This window comes from Magnetococcus sp. PR-3 (assembly GCF_036689865.1).
Lineage (GTDB): Bacteria > Pseudomonadota > Magnetococcia > Magnetococcales > Magnetococcaceae > Magnetococcus.
The window spans coordinates 119,217-141,916 of the sequence record NZ_JBAHUQ010000001.1 but is presented as its reverse complement, the minus strand read 5'-3'; the positions used below and the strand labels follow the sequence as shown (position 1 = coordinate 141,916).

At 50.5% G+C, this 22,700-nt stretch carries 22 protein-coding genes; 15 read left to right on the top strand and 7 right to left on the bottom strand.

Annotation, left to right across the window (positions count from 1 at the left end):
• Positions 1–5: 5 nt before the first annotated feature.
• Together pdxA and rsmA are read left to right on the top strand one after the other, a co-directional pair.
• The gene (pdxA, locus tag V5T57_RS00600; protein WP_332889204.1) at positions 6–1,034 is read left to right on the top strand and encodes a 4-hydroxythreonine-4-phosphate dehydrogenase PdxA; all 1,029 of its coding nucleotides are present in this window, start codon (positions 6–8) and stop codon (positions 1,032–1,034) included.
• Positions 1,031–1,858: a 16S rRNA (adenine(1518)-N(6)/adenine(1519)-N(6))-dimethyltransferase RsmA gene (gene rsmA / locus V5T57_RS00595; RefSeq protein ID WP_332889203.1), complete on the top strand. Its 828-nt coding sequence runs from the start codon at positions 1,031–1,033 to the stop codon at positions 1,856–1,858. Before pdxA ends, rsmA begins: the two co-directional genes overlap by 4 nt.
• Here the strand turns inward: rsmA and V5T57_RS00590 are convergent.
• Positions 1,855–2,601, bottom strand: a complete 747-nt coding sequence (locus V5T57_RS00590; protein ID WP_332889202.1) for a lysophospholipid acyltransferase family protein — start codon at positions 2,599–2,601, stop codon at positions 1,855–1,857. The genes rsmA and V5T57_RS00590 overlap by 4 nt on opposite strands.
• 178 nt (positions 2,602–2,779) lie before the next feature.
• Between V5T57_RS00590 and rpoH the strand changes: the two genes are divergently transcribed.
• Together rpoH and V5T57_RS00580 are read left to right on the top strand one after the other, a co-directional pair.
• The gene (rpoH, locus tag V5T57_RS00585) at positions 2,780–3,652 is read left to right on the top strand and encodes an RNA polymerase sigma factor RpoH (protein WP_332889201.1); all 873 of its coding nucleotides are present in this window, start codon (positions 2,780–2,782) and stop codon (positions 3,650–3,652) included.
• Between the two features lie 620 nt (positions 3,653–4,272).
• Positions 4,273–4,590, top strand: coding sequence for an STAS domain-containing protein (locus V5T57_RS00580; protein WP_332889200.1), 318 nt, complete (start codon positions 4,273–4,275; stop codon positions 4,588–4,590).
• Between the two features lie 4 nt (positions 4,591–4,594).
• Here V5T57_RS00580 and V5T57_RS00575 read toward each other — a convergent pair whose 3' ends face one another.
• A complete protein-coding gene (locus V5T57_RS00575) occupies positions 4,595–5,797 on the bottom strand; it encodes an NnrS family protein (protein ID WP_332889199.1) in 1,203 nt (400 codons plus the stop codon).
• Between the two features lie 10 nt (positions 5,798–5,807).
• Entirely contained in the window at positions 5,808–8,411 is a 2,604-nt protein-coding gene (locus V5T57_RS00570; protein ID WP_332889198.1) for a penicillin-binding protein 1A, read from the bottom strand.
• A gap of 161 nt (positions 8,412–8,572) precedes the next feature.
• Here V5T57_RS00570 and V5T57_RS00565 point away from each other — a divergent pair, with 161 nt between their 5' ends.
• From V5T57_RS00565 to V5T57_RS00555, 3 genes are read left to right on the top strand one after another with little or no spacing between them, the layout of a single operon-like run.
• Complete coding sequence (locus V5T57_RS00565) at positions 8,573–9,487, top strand: hypothetical protein (RefSeq protein WP_332889197.1); 915 nt, start codon at positions 8,573–8,575, stop codon at positions 9,485–9,487.
• 30 nt (positions 9,488–9,517) lie between these two features.
• Positions 9,518–10,621 (top strand): 3-dehydroquinate synthase, encoded by a 1,104-nt coding sequence (gene aroB, locus V5T57_RS00560; RefSeq protein ID WP_332889196.1) that lies wholly within the window; start codon positions 9,518–9,520, stop codon positions 10,619–10,621.
• Complete coding sequence (locus V5T57_RS00555; protein WP_332889195.1) at positions 10,622–10,924, top strand: hypothetical protein; 303 nt, start codon at positions 10,622–10,624, stop codon at positions 10,922–10,924. It abuts the gene before it with no gap.
• A 125-nt stretch (positions 10,925–11,049) separates the two neighbouring features.
• Here V5T57_RS00555 and purN read toward each other — a convergent pair whose 3' ends face one another.
• Positions 11,050–11,715 carry a phosphoribosylglycinamide formyltransferase gene (purN, locus tag V5T57_RS00550; RefSeq protein WP_332889194.1) on the bottom strand — a complete coding sequence of 222 codons (666 nt, stop codon included), beginning with the start codon at positions 11,713–11,715 and terminating at the stop codon, positions 11,050–11,052.
• Positions 11,712–12,773 carry a phosphoribosylformylglycinamidine cyclo-ligase gene (gene purM, locus V5T57_RS00545; RefSeq protein ID WP_332889193.1) on the bottom strand — a complete coding sequence of 354 codons (1,062 nt, stop codon included), beginning with the start codon at positions 12,771–12,773 and terminating at the stop codon, positions 11,712–11,714. The genes purN and purM overlap by 4 nt, the downstream gene beginning before the upstream one ends.
• Positions 12,774–13,026: 253 nt before the next feature.
• On the opposite strand from purM, the gene V5T57_RS00540 reads away from it, so the two are divergent.
• From V5T57_RS00540 to V5T57_RS00505, 8 genes are all read left to right on the top strand, one after another.
• A complete protein-coding gene (locus V5T57_RS00540; protein ID WP_503660749.1) occupies positions 13,027–14,175 on the top strand; it encodes a hypothetical protein in 1,149 nt (382 codons plus the stop codon).
• Complete coding sequence (locus tag V5T57_RS00535) at positions 14,172–14,735, top strand: CDP-alcohol phosphatidyltransferase family protein (RefSeq protein ID WP_332889192.1); 564 nt, start codon at positions 14,172–14,174, stop codon at positions 14,733–14,735. Before V5T57_RS00540 ends, V5T57_RS00535 begins: the two co-directional genes overlap by 4 nt.
• On the top strand, positions 14,735–15,478 hold the full coding sequence (locus V5T57_RS00530; protein ID WP_332889191.1) for a DnaA/Hda family protein: 744 nt from the start codon (positions 14,735–14,737) through the stop codon (positions 15,476–15,478). Before V5T57_RS00535 ends, V5T57_RS00530 begins: the two co-directional genes overlap by 1 nt.
• 163 nt (positions 15,479–15,641) lie before the next feature.
• The gene (locus tag V5T57_RS00525) at positions 15,642–16,439 is read left to right on the top strand and encodes a sulfite exporter TauE/SafE family protein (protein WP_332889190.1); all 798 of its coding nucleotides are present in this window, start codon (positions 15,642–15,644) and stop codon (positions 16,437–16,439) included.
• 764 nt (positions 16,440–17,203) lie between these two features.
• Positions 17,204–17,491 carry a BufA1 family periplasmic bufferin-type metallophore gene (locus V5T57_RS00520; protein ID WP_332889189.1) on the top strand — a complete coding sequence of 96 codons (288 nt, stop codon included), beginning with the start codon at positions 17,204–17,206 and terminating at the stop codon, positions 17,489–17,491.
• Positions 17,463–18,422, top strand: a complete 960-nt coding sequence (gene bufB, locus V5T57_RS00515; protein WP_332889188.1) for an MNIO family bufferin maturase — start codon at positions 17,463–17,465, stop codon at positions 18,420–18,422. Before V5T57_RS00520 ends, bufB begins: the two co-directional genes overlap by 29 nt.
• Positions 18,397–19,179, top strand: a complete 783-nt coding sequence (locus V5T57_RS00510) for an HvfC/BufC family peptide modification chaperone (RefSeq protein WP_332889187.1) — start codon at positions 18,397–18,399, stop codon at positions 19,177–19,179. Before bufB ends, V5T57_RS00510 begins: the two co-directional genes overlap by 26 nt.
• A gap of 208 nt (positions 19,180–19,387) precedes the next feature.
• Positions 19,388–19,693: a hypothetical protein gene (locus tag V5T57_RS00505; RefSeq protein WP_332889186.1), complete on the top strand. Its 306-nt coding sequence runs from the start codon at positions 19,388–19,390 to the stop codon at positions 19,691–19,693.
• Between the two features lie 154 nt (positions 19,694–19,847).
• Here V5T57_RS00505 and V5T57_RS00500 read toward each other — a convergent pair whose 3' ends face one another.
• Positions 19,848–21,119, bottom strand: coding sequence for a SpoIIE family protein phosphatase (locus V5T57_RS00500; protein ID WP_332889185.1), 1,272 nt, complete (start codon positions 21,117–21,119; stop codon positions 19,848–19,850).
• 554 nt (positions 21,120–21,673) lie between these two features.
• A complete protein-coding gene (gene trpD, locus V5T57_RS00495) occupies positions 21,674–22,699 on the bottom strand; it encodes an anthranilate phosphoribosyltransferase (protein ID WP_332889184.1) in 1,026 nt (341 codons plus the stop codon).
• Position 22,700 lies beyond the last annotated feature (1 nt).

The window sequence follows — 22,700 nt, the reverse complement described above, 5'->3', positions numbered from 1 at the left end:
CCCGTATGAATATGGCACAGACCCCCATTGTTGTAACGATGGGGGATCCCGCTGGTGTTGGGCCTGAGATTACCCTTAAAGCCTTTGCGGCACGGTCAGAGACTACCGTTCCCTGGCTGTGGGTGGGGGATCCGGCTGTTCTTAGGTGGACGGCACAGCAATTGGGTTTGCCCCTGCCACCCCTACATGATCTGTCACCCAATGATGCTTTTGACAAGGCCCCAGGCGGGGCCTTGTCTATTCTATCAACAAAGGCATCAATCGATTTGGATAAACTGTCGTTTGGGGTTGCCAATGGCACACATGCAGCCTGTGTGGTGGAGAGTATTGAGACCGCGGCAGCATGGGCGATGGATGGCCGTGTGGGGGGGGTGGTTACACCGCCCATTAACAAGGCGGTACTCCATGCAGGGGGCTTTCAATGGCCCGGACATACGGAGTTGTTAGGGCACTGCACAGGGGTTCATGCCCCTGTAATGATGCTGGCAGGTGAAGGGTTAAGGGTTGTACCTGCCACCATTCATCAATCCATTCGCTCTGTGCCTGATGCGCTGAGCATGGAGGGGTTAAGCCACAATTTCCAGGTTGTTATCTCTTCCTTGCACAGAGATTTTGGTGTTAAGGATCCCAAAGTGGCCATCTGTGCCCTTAATCCGCATGCGGGGGAAGGCGGGGCGTTTGGGGATGAAGAGTCACAAATTATTGAGCCAGCCATGACCCTGGCCAATTTGGGTAAGAGTCTGGAAGGGCCGTTTCCGGCTGATGCCCTGTTTTCTGAATCCGCGCGTGCGCCCTACGATGCCATAATCTGTATGTACCATGATCAAGCACTGATCCCCATAAAAATGCACTGCTTTGGTCAAGCCACCAATATTACCTTAGGGTTGCCCATTATCCGTACCAGTGTGGATCACGGTACAGCCTATGATATCGCCGGAACAGGGCAAGCTCACCATAGTGCTCTGTTAACTGCTGTGGAGCAGGCACAGTCTATGGCCTATAACCGTTGGAAATGGCAGCAGGAGCGATCATGAGTCATTACAGCCGCATTAAACTGTTGTTAAACCAGCATGGGTTAAGTCCCAATAAACGCTTTGGTCAAAATTTTTTGGTGGATCCGTCTATCGCGCCCCGGATTGTTAATCTGGCCCAGATTGGTGAAAGCGACCGTGTTCTTGAGATTGGCCCGGGTGTGGGATCGTTAACCATCCCTTTACTGCAAAAAGCAGGTGCTGTAACCGCGGTTGAGAAAGATCGGAACCTGTTGCCTGTGTTGCGTGTGGAAGCGGCGGGCGTCGGTAACCTAAGCCTTATTGAGGAGGATGCCCTTAAGGTAGACTACACCGCGCTGGCTGAAAAGCTGGGGGGGCGTATGAAACTGGCGGCTAACCTACCTTATAATATTTCATCCCCCCTGATGGTACACCTGTTGGAGCATCATGCTGCTTTTGAAAGCATGACTTTAATGTTCCAAAAGGAGGTCGCCCAACGGCTGGCCGCAGAACCAGGAAGCAAAGCTTATGGGGCGTTGACGGTACAGTGTGGCTTGTGGGCAGAAATTCGCCACGGTTTTGATGTACCACCTGGTGCTTTCCTTCCCCCCCCCAAGGTGACATCCGCTGTGGTGCACGTAGATGTTAAAACGGCACCCCGTGTGGCGGTTAACGATGAACGCCACTTTGTTCGGGTGGTCAAAGCTGCCTTTGCCCAACGTCGAAAAACACTGCGCAATACCTTAAAGACCATGTGTGCCAACCCTGGACCCTGGTTGGAAGAGGCTGGAATTGATGGTGGGTTAAGGGCGGAGGTATTGACCTTGGCACAGTTTGCCCAGTTGGCCAATACCCCTATGCCTTAATGAGACGATTCGGCTTCGCGAAGTTGGTGTAGCTCTTCAACCATCTGCTCGATATCTGTCTGGACTTGGGCCATGACCTGTTTGCGGGCATTTTTAGGTAGCCCTTCTGTTGGAATAGGTTTGCCGATCTTAACCCGTATGGTTCCTGACTTTTTGAGTAGGCTGCCCTTAGGCCAGTAGTAGCCTGCATCATGCGCAACAGGAATAATGGGCGCGCCTGCAGCCATGGCCAGCATGACGCCACCCGGTTTATAATCCCCAACCTCACCCGCAGGCATCCGGGTACCTTCTGGAAAAATCAAGACACAGTCCCCTTGTTCCATGGCGGTTTTGCCCTCTTTGGCAAGTAACCTTAGAGCTTCTGTACCCTGACTGCGGTTAATAAAGATCTGTTTGGTTGCAGCCAATGCCCAGCCAAAGATGGGAATCCACTTCAAACTCTGTTTCAGTACAAAGGCAAAAAAGGGAAACAGGGTGTGAAAGGTGACGGTTTCCCACTCTGATTGATGCTTGCTTAAGATCACAAAGGGGGCAGGGGGCAGATTTTCATGCCCAATCACTTCATGTTTTAAACCACAGATCCATTTAAGCATCCATAAATTGTAGTTTGCCCACTGCTTGGCCAGCCAGCGACGGAAGGTTAGGGGGGTTATTAACCAGACCGCAGTGATAAGTAGCCCAAAGAGCACAATACCAACACAGAACAGTAAGAAAAATAGTATGGAACGCAGCCATTGAAGCATTAAAAAAACCTTAAAGGGGGTTGAAACTTTGCTTGCCCTATCCCATCTATAGGATGTGTAAGGTGTACGCAATGTTTATAGCGCATTTTGAAAAAGAAGGGTATAATGCGCGCTTCTTTCGTTGTAGATAAAGGCTGTTTTAGGTTTAAACACCCGATGAACATGAGGTTGATCGTACATGAGCACTAACATGTTGGTTCCCTATAAAGGAGAAAACCAACTCGCCAGTTATATGCAGCAGGTGGATAACTACCCTATGCTGTCGGCCGATGAAGAGTTTGATCTGGCGGTACGGTATCGTGAACAGAACGATCTGGACGCGGCACATCAGTTGGTGACTTCTTATCTACGTTATGTAGCCAGTATTGCCAAAGAGTACCAAGGGTACTATGGCCTGAAGTTTATGGATTTGGTGCAAGAGGGTTCTGTTGGGTTGATGCAGGCGGTTAAGCGCTTTGATCCCCATAAAGGCTTTCGCCTCGCAACCTATGCCATGTGGTGGATCAAAGCTTCCATTCAGGAATTTGTGCTGCATCACTGGTCCTTGGTAAAAATTGGTACCACAGCGGCCCAGCGTAAGCTGTTTTTTAATCTCCGTAAATCCAAAGATACCCTGGAACGGTTGGATGCCACACAGGCGGAAGAGATGGGGCAGCGGTTAGGGGTCTCTAGTGAGGCCGTGTTGGAGATGGATGCGCGGTTGAGTGGTCCAGATGATAGTCTAAACCGTACCGCTGTTGAGGGTGGAGAAGAGATCCAGAATCTGCTTGCGGACCAAGCTCCGGATCAAGAGACACTTCTGTTGGCCTCTGAGTCCGAGCAGATCCAGCAGGAAGTGGTAAAACAGGCCTTGGCTTCCCTTAATGAGCGGGAGCGAGAAATTGTCATGGCCCGTATTATGACCGCCAAACCGATTACCCTTGAGGTGCTGGGGGAACGGTTGGGTGTTTCCCGTGAGCGTATTCGCCAACTTGAAAAGCGCGCTTTGAAAAAGCTGCGTGTTTTCTTTGAGGCAGGAGATGCTTCCATTCAGGATCTTATCCCTGCCTAAAGGTCGCATTTATACCCGTTTAAAAAAATAAAAGCCCAGCATCTGTTGCTGGGCTTTTTTTGTAGGCTCTCTCTCTATTTACTGCGGGTTGGTTGCTTGATCGTTTGTACCATCCTAAAGAACTGGTTTATCCCCATGGTGGGCTTATCGTAACCCGCCAGTTGCTTATGCCTGTTTTAAAGCATGGATTAGCAGAGGGCTCTTTACCGTTGTGAGGCTGATGGGTGTTTTGCCCGCTTGAGCATCTTGCCGACCCTAAAGAGAGAAAGTGTGGATCTTTAGACCGTTGGTCTGTGTGAGGGGTTAGGCGACCACTTATTTGTGGGGCTCTGTTCCGTAAAGAAAGTTGTGTTTTATGACGTAGATCTGGGGTTCATCCAGTTGTTGATGATTCAACCTCAAAATACCTATCTCAAACGGTTCAAAACCTACTGGGCACGTCAAAATCTGAAGGACTCTATGGTGAATGGTTGGCGGACCGTGCCCCCTTTTATTTCATGGTGAGCACGCATGACTTTTTATTGAGATATGCTTTCTCAAACAATCTCGTTGATCTCACCCATATTTATGCCAAGATGTCATGTATAGATTATGTAGGATTTATTGAGCAGGTGGGACAGATGATTACACAGACAGTCAATCCTGAATTTGCATTAAAAGTAGATGCACACTCCTTCTGCATCATCCCCCAAAGTGCGCCAGGTTTTTATTCCTATACCCCTTACCTTGAACTGGCAGAGCGTATTCCCGATCATTTGGATGTGGTCATTGACTGTACCAAGATAGAGGTCATGGACAGTGTCGGGTTGGGGGTGTTTCTGCTTTTTCACCAAGCCTTAGGTGAAAAAGCCTACACCATTGCCATACGCAACCTACACCCTAAGCTCGAACGCCTCTTTAAAGTAGCAGGTCTAGATCAGGTTTTTAGGCTGGTCTAGCGCTCTATCCCACTTTTCCATCGGGGCGTGGCGTCAGTAAAATAGGCAGATAGCGAATTAAAATAAGCAGCATGGCGGCCATCCAGATACTTCCGGATAACCAGTAGCTTTCTCCCAATACCTCTTGCCAAATCATGGGGACGATTGATCGTACCAATAAAGCGACCAAGAACAGGCCGTAGGCTAGTACTGTCCATGGGTGTGGTTGGATGGGGCGGCCGGTATGGCCCAATCCTACCCGGGTAACAATACCGATCAAAAAGAGCCCCCCAACCCCAATGGTCCAGATGTGAAAAGCTGTGAGGATGCGGACAACATCCAATTTAAAAGGTAGTGCTAAGGCTATGAACCCCAGAGGAATGGACAAGTAGCCCACATGCATCACCCACACAATGGGTGCACTGGCGGTGCGGTGTCCGTTCCAGCGTGCGAGACGCATGAGGTGAAGTATGCCTGTGGGAAGGTAGAGAAAGGCCATCCATGGGTTTTCCATACCCATAAACATCATACCCGCGATGACCAGCAGTGTCATAACCAAGGTGGCGTTCTCAAGCCAGGGTAGGGGGGTGTAACTCGCTTGGCTATCCCGCCCACTGTTCTTTAACCAGTTCACGGTAAAGAGTGGAATAATACGACCCCCTATGGCCGTAACGATCAAGATCAGCGCAGCCATACCCAGTTTGGGGCCCGTACTGGCCCAAGGAATGGGGAGTATCTCCAAAGCCGTGGGAACAGAGAGGATATTGATAACGGCGTACAGCCCATAGGCCAAGAGTACTGACCGATGCCAAGGGTTCTTTGAACCACCCAGGTGGTAGAGAAAGAGAAGAAGGGTCAGGAGAGGAAATAGAGCATTGCCCACACTTACCCAGATTTCGGGTAACGGGCCAGAGAGCATTAAGACCAATCTACCGATCAGCCAGGCTGTGGCTAGCAAGAGGGTCTGTACCGGGGTAACCAGGGGTTTGCCGACCCAATTCCCTGCGGCAGTCAGTAAAAAACCCACTCCAATGGCACCACAAAAGCCAAAAACCAGCTCATGGCCATGCCAAAAAACCGGCATGAGTGTGCTATCGATCAGCATGGGGACCAGTGGCCAACCTTCAGGGATGAGTAAGGTTCCTACCCACATGGCCATGGCCAAAAAACCGTAGCTCAGCCCTAGTAGAAAAAAGAGTCGAAACGGTGTGGCAAAGAGAGAGGGCATGGTTCACCTATTAATAAAGACCAGAAGGTATAGAGATACCCGGTGATCCTCCGGTTTGAGATGTTGAGCCTTGGTTTAATGTTTGTCCACGGTGGCGAGCAGGGCTGCGGCGTTGACGAAGCTCCTTGGCCCGCACGGTGCGATCATCCGGTTTAAAGGCTTCTAATACCACCCGTTTGGTGCTGTCGGTCACAGGACCGCCGTCATGACCATCTACAGATTCCAGATAGATGCCCGCCGGGACGGGAAAATCTACCACGGGCCGATCTTTAAGGGCTGCTTGCATATAGTTGGTCCAGATCGGTAGCGCTGCCTTAGAGCCTGTTTCTTTATAGCCAAGGGTCTTGTAATCATCCCGGCCTACCCAAACAGAGGTAACCAAGGAGGGGCTATACCCAAGGAACCAGGCATCGCGTAGATCGTTGGTGGTCCCTGTTTTACCGGCGAGGGGACGTTTAATGACCCGGGCACGGCGCCCCGTACCATGGCTGACCACCCCTTTAAGCATACTGGTTACCTGGTAGGCGACTTTGGGGTCCATAACCTGCTCCCCAAACATGTTTTCATGGCCTTTGGGTAAATCGGTTTTACGGCCTTGCAGCATGTCGGTAATAGAGCGTTCCGTCTCTTTATGGCACAACAGGCAGTCCCCCCCACCATGACGGTGGATGGTACGTCCATACCTATCTTGGACGCGTGCAATATAGACCGGTTCCACCAATTTACCGCCATTAGGGAAGGCTGCATAGGCTTGGGCCATCTGCATGGGGGAGTAGTTCATGGTACCCAGGGAGATGGAGAGGTCGCGTCTGGATTCTGGAATACGCAACCCAAACTTTTGCACAAAAGGAACGACCTTTTTGACCCCCAGGTTTTTCATCAGTCGAATGGTCACAAGGTTTCGGGAGTGTTCTAACGCCACCCGGAGTGTTGTGGGTCCATGAAAGCGTTTTTCATAGTTTTCAGCTTTCCATATTTTACGCTCTCCGGTCACGCCATCATGATAGACAATGGGGATGGGGGAGTCATCAATACGGGTGGCTGGATTATAGCCATTGGCCAAGGCTGCGGCATACAAAAAGGGTTTGTAAGCTGAGCCCGGTAGACGTTTGGATTGGGTCGCTCGGTTGTATTCACTCCGGCTAAAGTCATAGCCACCCACCATGGCAATGATCTGCCCGGTGTGGGGGTCCATACTGATGAGCGCAGCTTCGGCATCCGGCTCCTGGGCCAAAATGGCTTGATGACCTGGAATAAGTTCACCAGGGTTATGCGGGTCCGGTTTGAGTACAGGTTTTAGATCCACTAAAATGATGTCTCCTACCTGTAAAAGATCACTGATTTTTTTGATCTTTCGGCCGGGTCTTAGCTTTTTCTCGGTGCGTGGACGTGCCCATTCAACACCAGAAAAGGGCAGGTCAAAACTATGCCCTTTGGCCAACATAATTTTAGCAGGCCCCTCTTTAGGAATTTCAAGCACCACCGCTTTGACAAAGCCCTGAGTGGTGACAGGATCCTTCTCCACCTTTTTGAGCCATTTGGCCATGGCGGTTTGATCCAGGTTCTCAATGGTGCCGATGGGGCCCATGTAACCGTGGCGTTTACTGTACGCGACCAGACCATCTCTTACCGCTTGCTGAGCGGCGACCTGTAGGGTGGGATCCAGGGTGGTGTAGACATCCAGCCCCCCTCGGTAGAGACGGTAGGATCCCCACTCCTCTTGCAAGGTGCGGCGTACATGTTCCAAATAGTGTGGAGCAACCTGTTCTAAGGGAACCTGAGGACGGGCCAGATCCAAGGGGCGTGAGACCTCTGCTTTGGCTTGCTCACGGTTGATGTGGCCAACATCATACATGCGCTGTAAAACAGCCCGTTGTCGTTTTTTTGCCCGCGTTTTGTAGCGCCATGGTGAATAGCGGGAAGGGGCCTTAGGCAGAGCGGCAAGCATCGCCATCTGGGCAATGGTCAACTCTGAGACATCTTTATTGAAATAAATACGTGCTGCGGAGCTAACCCCGTAAGCGCCTGCACCCAGATAGATCTGGTTGATGTAGAGTTCAAGGATCTCCTGTTTGGTGAGGGACTCTTCAATACGCAGGGCTAGGATGGCCTCTTTAATTTTTCGTGTATAACTACGCTCGGCTGTGAGTAAAAATGTTTTTGCCACCTGCTGGGTGATGGTGGAGGCGCCCTGGACCACCCGACCGGCTTTCATGTTGGTGATGAAAGCCCGGACAATGCCGACAGGGTCCAGGCCAAAATGGCTGTAAAAACGAGCATCTTCTGTTGCTAAAAAAGCGTTAATGAGCATAGGCGGCACATCTTTAATGGGAATAAACTTCCGCCGCTCAATATAAAACTCCCCCATCAACCGGTAGTCTCGGGCATACACCCGTGTCACCAAAGAGGGGTGGTACTCCTCTAAACTGCGTAGCGTCGGCAGATCTTTAGAGAACTTAAGATAGATGGACCAACCGTAAATACCGCCTGCCAGGGAGAGGAGTAACCCCAGTACAAAAAGACGTTTAAACCAGCGCCATACCCAGCTGGATTTACGTTTTGGTTTCACCGCACCTTTTTTCGGTGCACCCTTGTCTGTATGATTTTCCGGCATGGGGAGTATTCGCCGTTCCGTTTGCGTGAAATCCACTGTCCCATTGCGCACCCCCAACTAACAAAGGGTACTCAAAAATGGATAGTTTACCGTTTATAAAGCTATTCCAAAAGGTCAGGCCGTGTGTTTGGGCCCAGATTATCCTATTTGGCGTGATTTTTTTGCTTACGCTACCCTCATGGGGGGCTCAAGCGCGTTTGGATGAGCATAAAAATGGCATGCATCAACTCTTTATTCCTGTTGGTGCCCTGCAAGAACACCCCCAACGTTGCCAAATTTTACAAGGTTGGCCCGCTGGAGGTGTTACCTTACGATGCCAAGCGGCCATTTGGAATACCATTAAGCCACCCAAAATGGCGCCCCACTTCAAAGCACAGCTGCAGTGGAGTGGGCAAGGCGTGCGTATTTTACCCTTAAATGGAGAGCAGCCCCCTGAAGTGGTGATGGCAGAAAAAGGGCTTTGGGTTCGGTGGCCACAAGCTCTGCAGAGCACACTCATAGAGTTGAGTCATCTAGAGATCCAGTATGACGAAGCGGCGTGGCATCTGTTTCTTGGCGGAGCATCCCGACTTCCTGAACCTCAAGTAAACTGGTTGGCGGACTCGGCAACCTTGGTGGTGGATTGGCCGAACACGCTGCATGCCCAGGTGGTTTTGCCCCGTATTGAAGATCCATGGGTTAAACAGGCACAATTGGGTACCCATGATGAAGGGGTTCGGTTGGCCGTTACCTTAAAAAATGCCAACCTACATTGGCGGCTGGACAGACGGGATGGTCGATACCAGTTGACGTTGAGCAAACAGCCCTACCATAGTGCCTGGATGAAATCATCGGTTGCTCATTTTCCACAAGCCAGCTATCAATTTATCCAAACCCCTTTGTCGGAGGCGGTTTATTTTTTGGCCCAACGTGCCGCCTTGGATATCCGTGGTTTAGAGCTATTACAGCCAAAAATTGAAGATGTCACTCTGAGCAGTACACCGGCTCATCGAGCCCTGGCCCAACTGCTGGATCAGTACGGCTGGCAGTTGCAAACCCAGAAAAAAGGGCCGTTACAGATTGTGCGGGCCCATTGATCATACACCATCTACCCTTGAGAGCTGACCATGCCGGTTCGTGAAACCCTCTCCCTGGATCTGGGAGAACGCAGTTATGATATTGTTATAGGTGACGGTCTTCTGGAGAGCTTGGGGAGCCGATTAAAGCCAATACTCAAAGGTCACCAAATTGGTTTGGTCACCAATGAAACGGTGGCGCCTCTCTATGCCGAGCGTACCATTGAAAGTTTGGAAGCGGCTGGTTTTGAGGTGGTTCCCGTTATACTTCCAGATGGGGAGCGGTATAAAAATTGGGAAACCCTTAATCTGATTTTTGATGCCTTAATCGGGGCGAAGTTTGAGCGGAGCGGGGCTATTGTCGCGCTTGGTGGCGGTGTTGTAGGGGATATGGCGGGGTATGCTGCGGCCTCCTTATTACGCGGGGTGCCCTATATCCAGGTACCAACCACGCTGCTTTCCCAGGTGGATAGCTCTGTGGGGGGAAAGACCGGTATTAACCATGCTCTGGGTAAGAACCTGATTGGTGCGTTCTACCAACCCAAACTTGTGCTGATGGATCTGGCCACGTTGAAGACCCTACCAAAACGGGAGCTTTTGGCGGGTCTGGCTGAGGTGATTAAATATGGCATTATTTGGGATGAAGCCCTCTACAGCCTGCTGGAATCTGATTTATCACCGCTGGTTCATCTTGAATATGAAGTGCTGGCATCGGTGGTATACCGTTGCTGTGCCATTAAGGCTGAGGTGGTGGCGCAAGATGAACGGGAATCAGGTGTGCGTGCCCTGTTAAACCTAGGCCATACCTTTGGCCATGCCATTGAAAATTTGGCAGGTTATGGAGAAAACTTACATGGTGAAGCGGTGGGTATGGGGATGATCATGGCGGCAGAGATGAGCTTGATCCGCGGTATGGTGGATAAGCCCTTTGTCAGCCGTGTTCGAGAGTTAATTCTCCGGGCGGGCCTACCTGAGTTCCCGGCGCAAAAGCAGCCCATGGCCGCTTATTTGGATGCCATGGGGCGCGATAAAAAGGTGGTGGCTGGGCAGATGCGCTTTGTACTCCCCACACAAATGGGTGCTGCGGTGGTGGTGGATGATGTAACCGAAGCAAGTTTGCATCAGGTTTTAGCCCCTTACGCATCGGATGTCTAAATGGGGCGTCGTGGGACCCGACATACCACATTGACGTCCCATGCCCGAAAAGTCTCTGTTGCGCTCATACGTGCTGGGTTTAAACCACACCCTGGTCCTATTGACCCAAAAGGTGGGCGTGGCGGCAGTATGCGCATTAAAGTCTCGGTGGACGCGAACCGAACCCGGGTTCGTGTGGCAGGGGGTGGGGTGCAAGTGCTCTATCTCTATGGCACATCCGATAAACAGGTGTGGGAGACCTTGCAACAGGCTCTGGGTTACCACGTCATGGAGGCTTTGGTTGATGGCAGGGGTGGGGCGTAAGCGGCCACGATGGAGCAAACCTGGTCGGCTCATCTTGTCTTAAGGGGGGGCTGGTGGGTCTCTTGGCTTACTGGTGATCAGAAACCAAAAAACGCAACCTCATGGGTTGCGTTTTTTGGTTTTGACTATTGGCCAGCTTGGGGGCCAATGAGGGCTTCGTTTTCCCCCCACTGCGCATCGGTCACATGAACCATGCGGTTTTTGACTTGAATGCGCCCTTCGACATAGAGCTTTACAGCCCAAGGGTAGAGTGTGTGCTCTTGGGCCAAAATACGTTTGGCCAAGTCCTCTTCACGGTCTTGCGGCAGAACCGGTACGACGGCCTGTGTGATGATGGGCCCTGCATCCACCTCTTCTTCCACAAAGTGGACCGTGCAGCCACTAAAGCGTACACCGGCATCAATGGCGCGCTGTTGTACATGCAATCCGGTAAACGAGGGCAGTAAAGAGGGGTGGATATTAATAAGGCGGCCAAGATAGTGGCGTACAAACAGTGGCGTCAAAACCCGCATGAAGCCCGCCAAGCAGACCAGTTGAACACCTGCATCATCCAAGGCGCGAATGAGCTCATGCTCAAAGGCCGTGCGCCCATCATAAGCCTTATGGTCTACAACCAGGGTCTCTATACCCGCCTCTTTAGCACGGGTTAGGCCGTAGGCATCTGCTTTATTACTGATGACCACAGCAATTTCAGCAGGTATAAAACCACTTTTGACCCCATCTATAATGGCTTGTAAGTTACTGCCGGAGCCTGAGATGAGTATGCCGATGCGAAAAGGCGCTTCACTCACAGGATCACCACCTTCTCTTCACCCTCAGCACAAGGGGTGATCTCACCAACGATCTCAGCTGTTTCACCAGCGGCACGCAGTTTGGCCAGGGCACTGTCGGCTTGATCTCCAGGTACAATAGCCAGCATACCCAAGCCACAGTTGAAGGTGCGCAACATCTCATCTTCTGCAATGTTGCCCAGCTTCTGTAGTAAGTTGAAGATTTCAGGCTGCTGCCAGCTATCACGCTTCATCAAGGCCCGGCACCCTTCAGGCAGAATACGGGGAATATTCTCCCAATAGCCACCACCGGTTATGTGTACCAAGCCATGAATGGTGTGGTCTTTGGCCACATCTAATAGAGGTAAAACATAGATATGGGTGGGGGTTAGCAGGGCTTCACCCAGTGTTTGGCCATTAAAATCGGCATCCAGTCCTGGGCCGTTATCCCCCAGGACCAATTTACGAATCAGTGAGTAGCCATTGGAGTGGGGGCCAGAAGAGGCCAGTCCAATAATCGCGTCACCAGGGCCAATTTTTGTACCGTCGATAATATTCTTTTTATCGACAGCACCCACGGCAAAGCCTGCCAGATCATATTCACCCTCTTCATAGAAGCCGGGCATTTCTGCCGTCTCACCACCGATCAAAGCACAACCGGACTGTTTGCACCCTGTGGCTATACCATCAACCACAGTGGCTGCTGTCTCTGGTGAGAGCTTTCCACAGGCAAAATAATCAAGAAAAAACAGAGGCTCTGCACCCTGTACAACCAGATCATTGACCGACATGGCCACCAGATCAATGCCGACCGTGTCATGCTTGCCGGAGAGAAAGGCCAGCTTAAGTTTGGTGCCAACACCGTCGGTAGCTGAGACCAAAACAGGATCTTCATACTTAGAGGTGTCCAGATCAAACAGGGCACCAAAGCCCCCCAGATCACTACGAACTTCTGGGCGATGGGTCGATGCAACAGAGCGCTTGATCATGGAGACCAAGCGGTTACCAGCATCAATATCAACACCTGCATCACGGTAGGTCATGCCAGTGGAGGGGGTGGTCTCTTTATTTTGGGCCATGGAAAGATCCGTTTTAGCCTTTGTTGTGTGGATACAGGAAGGTACTATAAAGCCTTCGACATTAACTTGTATGCACCACAACCTAAAAATTGTGGGGAACAGGTCAATGTCTGCGTTGGCTTGCGGGGGATTATAAGCCGCGTCTTAGGCTCTCGCAACACGATTCCACTATATGAAGAACCGGAAGCGCATGTTCTTGATCAATTCTATCCCAAAAAAGGGCCTTCTTGCCCTCATTTGTCTGGTTTTTGCCTTGGCTGTCATGCCCTCTGCCCAAGCTCAGCAGCAGGCACTTTCAGTCTATCAGGTAGAAAATATCCGTGTGCGGGTCAAGTTGCCGCTACCCAAAAGGGCCAGTAATCCGCGTTCTGTGGGGTTGTGGCGGGGTAAACGGGCTGCCCTTAATCGTCTCTTTAGCCGTATGATCGGGCAAAGTGAACGCCAAGAGCAGAAAAAATATCTGTTTGAGCTGCGTAAAGAGGTCGACAAGCTGATCAAACGGGTAACGGTTAACAGTGAAAAATGGCAACCCGACGGCAGCGCCGTAGATTTAACCCTGACCGTTACCTTCTCCCGTGATCAGATCCGTAGTCGGTTGGATGGTCAGGGCGTACACTACTCAGAGGTGCCTTTTCCCCCCATATTGCTTATTACCATGGAGCGGGATAACGAGAAGGTAGCCCCCTTTGACCGTGCCTTGATAGAAGCCATTCAATATCACGGTCAGCGTATAGGCATGCAAATTTTTACCCCGTTGGGGGATACCGTGGATATGGTTAACCTAAAACCCGAGAAGGTGATGTCTGGTGATCCCTGGCTCTACCGGTGGGTGAGCCAGCGCTATGGGGTTGGTCATGTCTGGATGGTGAATGGCCAAGTGTACCGTAATCCACCTGTGGATGAATTTGATGCACCTTTTTTTCAAAGTCAGGGGCAGGTTATTCATGGGGGCAGCGGGCTCTCAGCCCAGCAAAAACTGGGGCAGACCACCGGGTATGCCGCGGATGCGGAAGATGCCCAGCGCTGCCATGCGGAACAGATCGCTACACAGTTAATCCGCCAACATCAAGAAGGGTGGATTGCCAAACACGCCACCCGCTCTACCATGCGCCATCGGGTGGTGTTGCAGGTTGAGCACCGTATGGATCTTAAAAAATATGCCGAGCTAACCCACGTGCTTAAAGAGCAGGCGGGTGTTGCCGCTTTACGTGTTAGTGGCCTGACCAACCGCGGGGCCGTTTTGGAGTTGGATTATCAAGGTGAAGACAGTAGCTTGCAACGGGGCATTATTAAGGCTGGCTGGCAAGTTAAACTGTCGGAAGGGTATTGGACTTTAAAGCCATTAACCTTCCCTGGACCTTTTAATAATCCCTTCGCCCGTAGTGGGAGTCGCGGGGGATGAATGTGCCGAATCTACTCTCGTTCGCACGTATCTTTATGGTGCCCATCTTTATATGGTGCATGATAAAGGGCTATGCAGAGTGGGCGTTGTGGATTTTTGTGATTGCGGGTGTGACCGATGCGCTGGATGGTTACTTGGCAAAAAAATGGGACCAGGTGACAGAGCTTGGGGGCTATCTAGACCCTATTGCTGACAAGTTACTGTTGATTGCCGGCTTTGTTGTTCTTGCCTGGAGCCATATGGTTCCGTTGTGGTTAACTTTGCTGGTGATTACACGCGATTTGGTCATTGTAGGTGGGGCGATTGTTTATCAGATTTTAACAGGAGATCTGAAAATCGAACCGTTGTGGATCAGCAAGCTTAACACAGTTGCACAGATCGTTTTGTTAGGGGTTGTTATGGCCCATAGTAGTTATGGTTGGTTTGTGGGTGTAACAGATATCATGGTGTGGGTGGTCTTATTGACAACGGTCAGTTCAGGCTTTGCCTATATCTGGTCTTGGACCCATCGGGCAGAAGACCGTGGGGTAACCACAGGCTTTTTTGGTGGACAGGAATAATGGACCAAACTCCTGCACAGCTCCTAATTGCTTTTCCATTGGACCCTGTTCTCTCTTGGGAGAATCTGGTCGTTGGGGATCATAACGCCATTGCGGCCAATGGAGTGCGTCAACTGCAGGCCGCTACAGTTCCTGGCTTAATCCTAACCGGAGATGCCGGGGTGGGGAAGAGCCATCTCTTGCAGGCTGCGGTGGCGTCGGTTCGCTTAGAGCATGGGGAGCAGAGTGCGGTTTATCTGGATTTGGCGACCCTTTCTAAACATCTGGCCAATCAACCTAAAGAGCATAGTGAAGCGTTGCTCTCTCGCTTTATTGACCGTTATGGCCGTTGCCGTTTAGCGGCCATTGATGAGTTGGAGCTGTTGGAGGGAACCCCGGCTTTGCAAGAGGGGGTGCTCTATCTATACAACCGTCTACGTGCCGTGGGTGGTCATTTGCTGGGGGCAGGGCGTATAGATCCCAGCAGTATGGCTGGGTTACGGGATGATCTGCGCTCCAGATTGTTGTGGGGTCCGGTACTGCACATTGATGAACCAGATGAAGCCTCGCTGGATGCCATTATGGATAAACTGGCTTCTGATCGTCAGCTTCGTTTGAGTGAAGCGGTGCGGCATTTTTTGTTAATGCGTTTACCCCGGCAGGTGCCTGAGTTCGCACGGACCATTGAGCGGCTGGATAAAGAAGCCCTACGCCAGCAGCGGCCTATCACGGTGCCCCTGGCCAAAGAGGTACTGGGTCTTTAACAGGCTGTTGTTCTCTTTTAGGTTGTGATGTATCCAAGAGCTTGTCTCTCCTCTTCTCACCATGGCGTATCTAACCGGTTTGCTGGTGTGTTGCTTACTTGACCTCCTGTTGTTCACCCTTGGCTGTTAGGCCAAATCTTTCCCTGTTTTGGATTATGACGTTATGTTAACGCTCATTATTGCCTCCGCGTGTGCGGGTTTGCTAGCTGGTGTCATTGCTGGTCTGTTTGGGGTGGGCGGAGGCATTATTTTGGTGCCAACGCTGCTACTGCTTTTTGTGTGGCATGGTGTGGATGCGACGGTTGTTATGCAGATGGCGGTTGCAACCTCCTTGGCGACCATTATTGTGACCAATCTTTCCGCAACGTGGCACCACCATAAGCGGAATGCCGTGTTATGGCCTATGGTGCGTTGGTTTGCACCGGGGCTGTTGTTGGGGGCGTGGAGTGGGGCATGGTTGGCCGCATGGATGGAGGGCGATCAGCTCCGTATGCTTTTTGGGCTGTTTGAAGTTTTGGTTGGCATTAAGATGCTAACCGCCAAAAAAGATGGGGGTGGTGTCGGTCATCACTGGCCCCGGTGGAGCCGCCCGGTTATGGGGGGGCTTATTGGTGGCATTAGTAGTCTCTTTGGTATTGGTGGGGGGACCTTGTCGGTACCGACTTTAAGTCTGCTGTTTGACTTGCCCATGCAACGGGCTGTGGCGACCTCTTCGGCCATGGGGTTGGTTTTGGCCCTGTTCGGGACGGTTGGTTTTGTTCAAGCTGGGCAGGGGGTGGCCAATTTACCCCCCTGGGGTGTGGGTTTTATCGCTTGGCCGGTGTTTTTAAGCATTATTGCGGCGACCCTGATTACAACCCCATTTGGGGTGAAGTTGGCCCATGGCATGGATGCGGTGAAATTGAAAAAAGGGTTTGGTCTGTTTCTGTTGTTGGTGGGGATTAAGCTGGTGCTTGGCTAAACCATCTGTTGGTTTAAGTCTGATGGTATAGGTTTAGCTGTGGCTCCAACCGGTGGATCTTTTGTTGGGGGACTCTCTTGCCTAAGGCACACCGACCTGATTTTATGCTGGTTATTCAGGGGTAGGATGGTCAAGCTATTCTAATAGCTGTTTGATAACTATAGGCTTATGGGTTGGCTGAGCCATGTTTCTTTGGGGGCTCTTGGTGTGTGAGAGTGATAAAGAGCAGGCTCTGTTTGTTGGTTTGGTCTTTAGTTTGGATCGGTTGTGTGGGCTGGGTCTGTGCTGTTGTATCGTTCAGGAGCTTTGAGGGTCGGGTGCCGGATTTGTTTGATCAAAGCTCGTATGCTTAAAAAACGGAATAGGCTGTGTTGTATGGCGGTGGTGGCCAATCATCCATATCTATTCATCACATGCTGATCATTAAATCTTCGATCATTCCATGAGTGATCTGTTGTTTGTTTCTATCTTGGGTTATTGGCTGAATTCTTCTTCTTTCTTAAAATCTATGCTGTGTCGCCTGCCTGTTCCATCGCGTGTACTGTGGACCTTTTTTGCCCAATGTTGGCACGCCTTCTCTTGTTCTGTTCTGTGTTTTAACTTGGATTGTGGTGTGTCTAAACACCCGTAATATTAGTTTTGTTTATCCACCCCCATCTTTTTTTCTAGAACTTTCCTCTGTCACATGCACCGAAACAGTATTGATATGGTCCTCTATCGTGGGTATCAATGTTATGTGTGTAGACGTATTAGGGAGGTGCAGCATGAATGAGAAAAAACATAGTGCAGCAGCAGTGGTTTTTGCGGGAGCTTTGGCTTTGGCCGCCAGTGGTGCGGTTACTGGGACGGCTGAGGCTGGAGTAAAGTGTTTTGGCGTGGCCAAAGCTGGAGAAAATGATTGTGGTAATGCCAGTGGAACCCATATGTGCGCAGGTAAGGCCATTAAAGATTATTCGGGAGATGAGTGGAAGGAGATGGATGCTGTCAAATGTGTTCAGATGAAAGGTAAACTGGAGCCGTTTAATGGCATTAACCCCGATATTAAACAGTAGTTTTTCTCAGAGGTTGGGTGATGTCCGTAAGGTGGAAAAAAGCTGCCTTACGGCATATCCCCCTACATCGTGGGTCGGGGTGGGCTATCGGGAGGTGCATGCCCAAACTTTTCCCGTGGAGACGTCAGCTGTGGGGTGGATTGAAGTTCACCCCGAAAACTACATGGTTGCGGGTGGCGCGCGTTTAGCCCGCTTGGATGAACTGCGTTGTCACTATCCCATCAGTGCCCATGGCGTTGGGCTCTCTCTCGGGCGATCAGATGATATCGACCGCGCGCATTTATCCCGCCTGAAGCAATTTATAGATCGCTATGAACCTGCTTTGATCTCTGAGCATCTATCATGGTCCATGTTTGAGGGGGTCTATTATAATGATCTTCTACCCTTACCGTATGATGATGAGGCGTTGGCGGTCGTCGCGCGTCATATTGATGTTGCGCAAGAATATTTGGGCCGAACGCTGTTGATCGAAAACCCATCTCGTTACATCAGTTTTAACCGGTGTGATGAACGGGAAGAGCCGGAGTTTATGAATGCACTCTGTGCCAAAACAGGGTGTGGCGTGTTGCTCGACATCAACAATGTCGTGGTGAGTGGCCATAACCTTGGCTTAAATGTTGAGGCCTATTTTGAAGCGATTGAAGATCGATATGTGGGTGAAATCCATGTTGCTGGGCATCGAACGCAATACCATGATGGGGAATCTTATCTCTTGGATGATCATGGTTGTGCCCCATGTGAAGAGGTGGTGGCCTATCTCCAGAAGCGCTTGGCTCAGTTTGGTCCCCGACCTGTGTTATTGGAGTGGGATACCAATCTTCCCAGTGTTGAGTCTCTGCTTGCTACTGCGCACCAGTTAACCGCCTGTTTTTCCACCCCTGTCAAACCGTTAAAAGGAAGCAACCATGCCTATTCCATCTCCACTGTCTGAGTGGCAGCGTGCAATGGGTGCTTATCTCTTAGAGGGTGGGCCTCCGCCACATGTTGTGGCAGACCCATACCGTAAACGGCTTGAAATGTTTAAAGCCAACTATCTTCAATCTTTAATGGATGTGCTGCAGGCCACTTTTCCTGCCTGCATGGTTGCTATGGGGCAGAGTAATGCAGATATGGCGTGCCGTGCTTATATCGCACTTCATCCTCCTAAGCAGCCTGTTCTTGCGCATTATGGAGACTATTTTCATGTTTTCCTTCGCCATGAATATCCACACACCAACGCCTATCCCTGGTTGGCGGCCTTGGCCGAGTTGGAGTGGGTTTGGCAGCAGGTGCTCTATGCCGCAGATGCGGAACCTCTCTCTCTAAAGGCTTTGCAGGGGATTAACCCTGACCAGTATGACGCGCTGAGTTTTCAGCCGCACCCAGCAACCCGTTTGATTAAGCTCTCCGTGTCTGTATGGGATGCTTATCAAGTATTGAGGCAGGCAGTGATCACATCAGATCCTTATCCCGCTTTGCCATGGTCTAACGATCCTCAATATCTCTTGTTGGTCAGACCATGTAGTACTATTACGGTGTATGATCTAGCTCTTGATCAAGGCAATGTCGTAGAGAACATACTACTTGGATGGTCGCTTTCAAAGGCTGTTTCAACGGTTGACCCTGGCAATGGAGGTGAGTCACTGAGTAAAGCATTGGCTGTACTGTTAGAAAGCGGCGCTCTGAGCCATGTAAACAAACCCCTGTAAAGCTGTTATAACTATATATAATATCAAGTAATAAGTGTCTGTTCTTGTCTGTGTGTTGCCTGTAAAATAGTTCTTTTATGTTTGTTGAGGTATTAGAGAGGTGTGAAAATAGTTATGCAGGTGTGAGAAAATCTTTACAAGCATTATTCGTCATGCTATAAGATAATTATGTGAATGAATGGTGAACCGCTTATATAGGGGTCGTATTATGAAGGTTTGTAAAAATGAACAGGGCTCTATTATTCAATTGAAAACGGAATTGTTACGCCGCCTGAAGGACGATCAAGGATCTTACGGCAGTAAATTAAGCCTTATGAAAGCATTTGATCATCTGCCCCGCTTAAATGATCAACAGCAAGTGATGACCAAGTGTACGCCTTGCCGTGGGGATGGATGCGCCCAGCAGCAGAAACTGTCCAAACTCATAACGGGATTAAAGCAACTGAAAACGAACCATACGGCTGAAGCGTTGATCCAGCAAGTTGCTTTGTATAAGCATGGTCAGCGCGTCTAAGCGTATACATCCGGTTTGCATGTATGGTCAGGTGGATGTTGTGAGGCGTGTATGATGGCGGAGCGCGTTGTATGGATGAGTCCATCAATGAACAGATTCTCCGCCAGAATATAGGGCAGGGTGCACCGGTGGGTGGGGGTGGGCGTTTACTGGGTTATTGTTGACCTCTGTGAAGGGCGACAACGGTAATGTCATCAGATTGAGTAAAACCATTGGCAAAGCTCTGTACTTGACTGAATAGTTGGTCTACAAGGTGTTGAGCACCACAATGTTCTGTTTTTTCCAGGGCTTGTAAAAGTCGTGAATCCTCAAACATCTCTTCTTGTGCATTCATTGCTTCCGTTACACCATCACTATAAAGAACAAGGCTCTCGCCTTCGTTCAAGGTAAAGCAGCCTGTGCTAAAATCTGGCTGATCTAAAATGCCTAGAACCATACCACCCTGCATGTCGATGAAATGGGTAGAGCCATCTTTTTTCTTAATGACTGGGGGAAGGTGCGCAGCATTGGCATAGGTTATTTCGCCTGTGCGGACATCAAAAATGGCACAAAAAGCGGTAACAAACATAAAGCTGGGTGAGCTCTCTTTGAGGGGCGTGTTGAGATGTTGCAGGCATGCCAAGGGCGAGTGCTCGGTGCGGGCAGCCACTTGAAACAGTGCTGAAGTGCGCATCATATGGAGTGCAGCAGGGACGCCTTTGCCACTTACATCACCAACCTGAATAAACAGGCGGTGTTCGTCTAAGGCAAAAATATCATAGAGATCACCACCAATATCCCGTGCAGGAATCATATGGGCTGCAATGCTCAGCCAAGGCCAAAGCTCTAAAGAGGGAAAGGTGTGTGGCAAAACACTGTTCTGGATCTGCCCAGCAATGCTCAGCTCCTGTTCAAGCTGCTCCAAGCGCAACTCTTTTTCTCGTTTGGATAGTACTGTGGCATTAGAGCGGCGTACCCGTTTCATCTGCTCCATGAGCATGTTTTTCGCCACACCCGGTATGGTCAGCATGTCATTAAAAAAAACTTCATGGTTCATCTCAACAATACGCGCACCTGCACAGGCAACGACTTGAGCCGAGACGGGCTGTGCATCGAGCACAGACATATCCCCCACACATTTACCGGCCGGTATCATTATATGTTGCTCTTCATCCGTTTCATCCAGCAGAACCTTAATCTCCCCACTTAGTACCAGGTAGACGTTATGATTTACCTCACCTTGGTGCAGGAGTACGGTTTCCTTCTCAAACTGATAAACCGGGCAGCTTTGTAAAATATCTAAAACGCGTTCATCCTTAATACCGCGGAACATATGTAAATGCTCCATCAAAGAACGACGTCGACGCTCCTGTGTCGTGCTGTTCTCAGGGTTATGACGAATTTGCCCCAGCTGTCTGCTCTCAAGGGTGCTGCTTGGGATGACCATATTTAACATCCGGTGTATTAGAAAAGGTAGGGAGAAAGCCTGTATTATACCTATTGCACATGGGATGATAAGTAAAATTTATACAAGGTGCGGATGATAAGCAAAAAAGGGCGGCTGATGACCGTGCTGTGTTAGATCCACCATGACCTGTATGGCTGTAAAAAATTCTAATCCCTAGGGTTGGGATGTACCGTAAAGCCTGCTTGATGCTGGTTATTGGAATTAGCGTCGCGCGACTATGCGCTGTCTATCAAAGGGTTAAGCCTGCTTTAGCGACCGTATGCTCTAAAATGATGAGCCGAGATTAAAATATCGTGTAAGGCGTGAGGATGATTGAAGCAGGTCCGTGCATGGGGAAGGGCGAAATGTGGCTTACATCTGAGCTGATCTATCTATGTCACGTGCTTTAGAATGGTGGGCTAAACCTTGATGCAAGAGCTGGAGGGCTCTGCCATAAAAGGTATGGGGTGGTAGGGCTGTAGACGATATGCAAGCAAAGGCCAGAGCCGTTTAGCGCGCGGCTCTGGCCTTATGGTCTGTAATTGGGTGCTGTGTTATTCTGGTAAGACGTTGGAGGTCTCCGCCAACATTTCCAGTCGCTTTAACGCGCGGCCACTATCAATGGCCTGTTCGGCCATCTCTTTGCCGGACTCAATATTTTGTGCCATGCCTGAGATGTAGAGTGCCGCTGCAGCATTTAAGACCACAATGTCCCGTTTAGCACCTTGCTCTGCACCACTTAAAACCCCACGAGTGATCGCAGCATTCTCATCGGCATCCCCCCCTTTAAGCTCATCCATACTGGCCAAAGAGAGGCCATAATCGCGAGGATCCAATGTGTAGTTGACAACCGAGCCATCCTCTTTCAGCTCTGCAATCTGGGTGGTGGTGGTGATGGTGATCTCATCTAAACCATCATGACCATGGGCAACCATGGCGCGTTTAGAACCCAAACGGCCGAGCACACGGGCCATGGGTTCTGCCCACTTGCCATCAAATACACCGATTAACTGATGGGGGGCACCCGCGGGGTTGGTCAGTGGACCGAGAAGATTGAAAATGGTACGCATGGCCAACTCTTTACGAGGGCCAATGGCATGTTTCATCGCACCGTGATGTTTAACGGCAAACAAAAAGCCGATGCCACATCGGGCTAAACAGGTCTCTACGACCGATGTGTCGGCCTCAATATTAACACCAAGAGCCTTCAGTACATCAGCAGATCCACTTTTGGAAGTGATGGAGCGGTTACCGTGTTTGGCGACGGTAACACCGCTGGCAGCAACGACAAAGGCGACCGTTGTGGAGATGTTAAAGGTTCCAGAAGCATCTCCACCTGTCCCGCAGGTATCAACAACCGATCCCTCTGCGGTGACCTTCAGAGCTTTTTCTCGCATAGCCTGAGCAGCACCGGCGATCTCTTCAACCGTTTCCCCTTTCATACGCAGTGCGGTGAGCAGGGCGCCAATTTGGGCATCTGTGCAGTCACCTGACATCACGGCCCGCATCGCCTCATAGGCCTCTTCTTGAGAAAGGTCTTTGCCATCTACTACCTGGGCTATCGTCTGTTGAATCGACATG

Excerpts from the sequence above, each read along its gene's own strand:
- pdxA (WP_332889204.1), top strand. The coding sequence starts at position 6 with ATGAATATGGCACAGACCCCCATTGTTGTAACGATGGGGGATCCCGCT.
- bufB (WP_332889188.1), top strand. The coding sequence starts at position 17,463 with ATGGCATTAACCCCGATATTAAACAGTAGTTTTTCTCAGAGGTTGGGT.
- V5T57_RS00500 (WP_332889185.1), bottom strand. The coding sequence starts at position 21,119 with ATGGTCATCCCAAGCAGCACCCTTGAGAGCAGACAGCTGGGGCAAATT.
- aroB (WP_332889196.1), top strand. The coding sequence starts at position 9,518 with ATGCCGGTTCGTGAAACCCTCTCCCTGGATCTGGGAGAACGCAGTTAT.
- V5T57_RS00580 (WP_332889200.1), top strand. The coding sequence starts at position 4,273 with ATGATTACACAGACAGTCAATCCTGAATTTGCATTAAAAGTAGATGCA.
- V5T57_RS00525 (WP_332889190.1), top strand. The coding sequence starts at position 15,642 with ATGTTAACGCTCATTATTGCCTCCGCGTGTGCGGGTTTGCTAGCTGGT.
- purM (WP_332889193.1), bottom strand. The coding sequence starts at position 12,773 with ATGGCCCAAAATAAAGAGACCACCCCCTCCACTGGCATGACCTACCGT.
- V5T57_RS00505 (WP_332889186.1), top strand. The coding sequence starts at position 19,388 with ATGAAGGTTTGTAAAAATGAACAGGGCTCTATTATTCAATTGAAAACG.
- V5T57_RS00535 (WP_332889192.1), top strand. The coding sequence starts at position 14,172 with ATGAATGTGCCGAATCTACTCTCGTTCGCACGTATCTTTATGGTGCCC.
- V5T57_RS00570 (WP_332889198.1), bottom strand. The coding sequence starts at position 8,411 with ATGCCGGAAAATCATACAGACAAGGGTGCACCGAAAAAAGGTGCGGTG.
- V5T57_RS00510 (WP_332889187.1), top strand. The coding sequence starts at position 18,397 with ATGCCTATTCCATCTCCACTGTCTGAGTGGCAGCGTGCAATGGGTGCT.
- rsmA (WP_332889203.1), top strand. The coding sequence starts at position 1,031 with ATGAGTCATTACAGCCGCATTAAACTGTTGTTAAACCAGCATGGGTTA.
- V5T57_RS00555 (WP_332889195.1), top strand. The coding sequence starts at position 10,622 with ATGGGGCGTCGTGGGACCCGACATACCACATTGACGTCCCATGCCCGA.
- rpoH (WP_332889201.1), top strand. The coding sequence starts at position 2,780 with ATGAGCACTAACATGTTGGTTCCCTATAAAGGAGAAAACCAACTCGCC.
- trpD (WP_332889184.1), bottom strand. The coding sequence starts at position 22,699 with ATGTCGATTCAACAGACGATAGCCCAGGTAGTAGATGGCAAAGACCTT.
- V5T57_RS00590 (WP_332889202.1), bottom strand. The coding sequence starts at position 2,601 with ATGCTTCAATGGCTGCGTTCCATACTATTTTTCTTACTGTTCTGTGTT.
- V5T57_RS00575 (WP_332889199.1), bottom strand. The coding sequence starts at position 5,797 with ATGCCCTCTCTCTTTGCCACACCGTTTCGACTCTTTTTTCTACTAGGG.
- V5T57_RS00530 (WP_332889191.1), top strand. The coding sequence starts at position 14,735 with ATGGACCAAACTCCTGCACAGCTCCTAATTGCTTTTCCATTGGACCCT.
- V5T57_RS00520 (WP_332889189.1), top strand. The coding sequence starts at position 17,204 with ATGAATGAGAAAAAACATAGTGCAGCAGCAGTGGTTTTTGCGGGAGCT.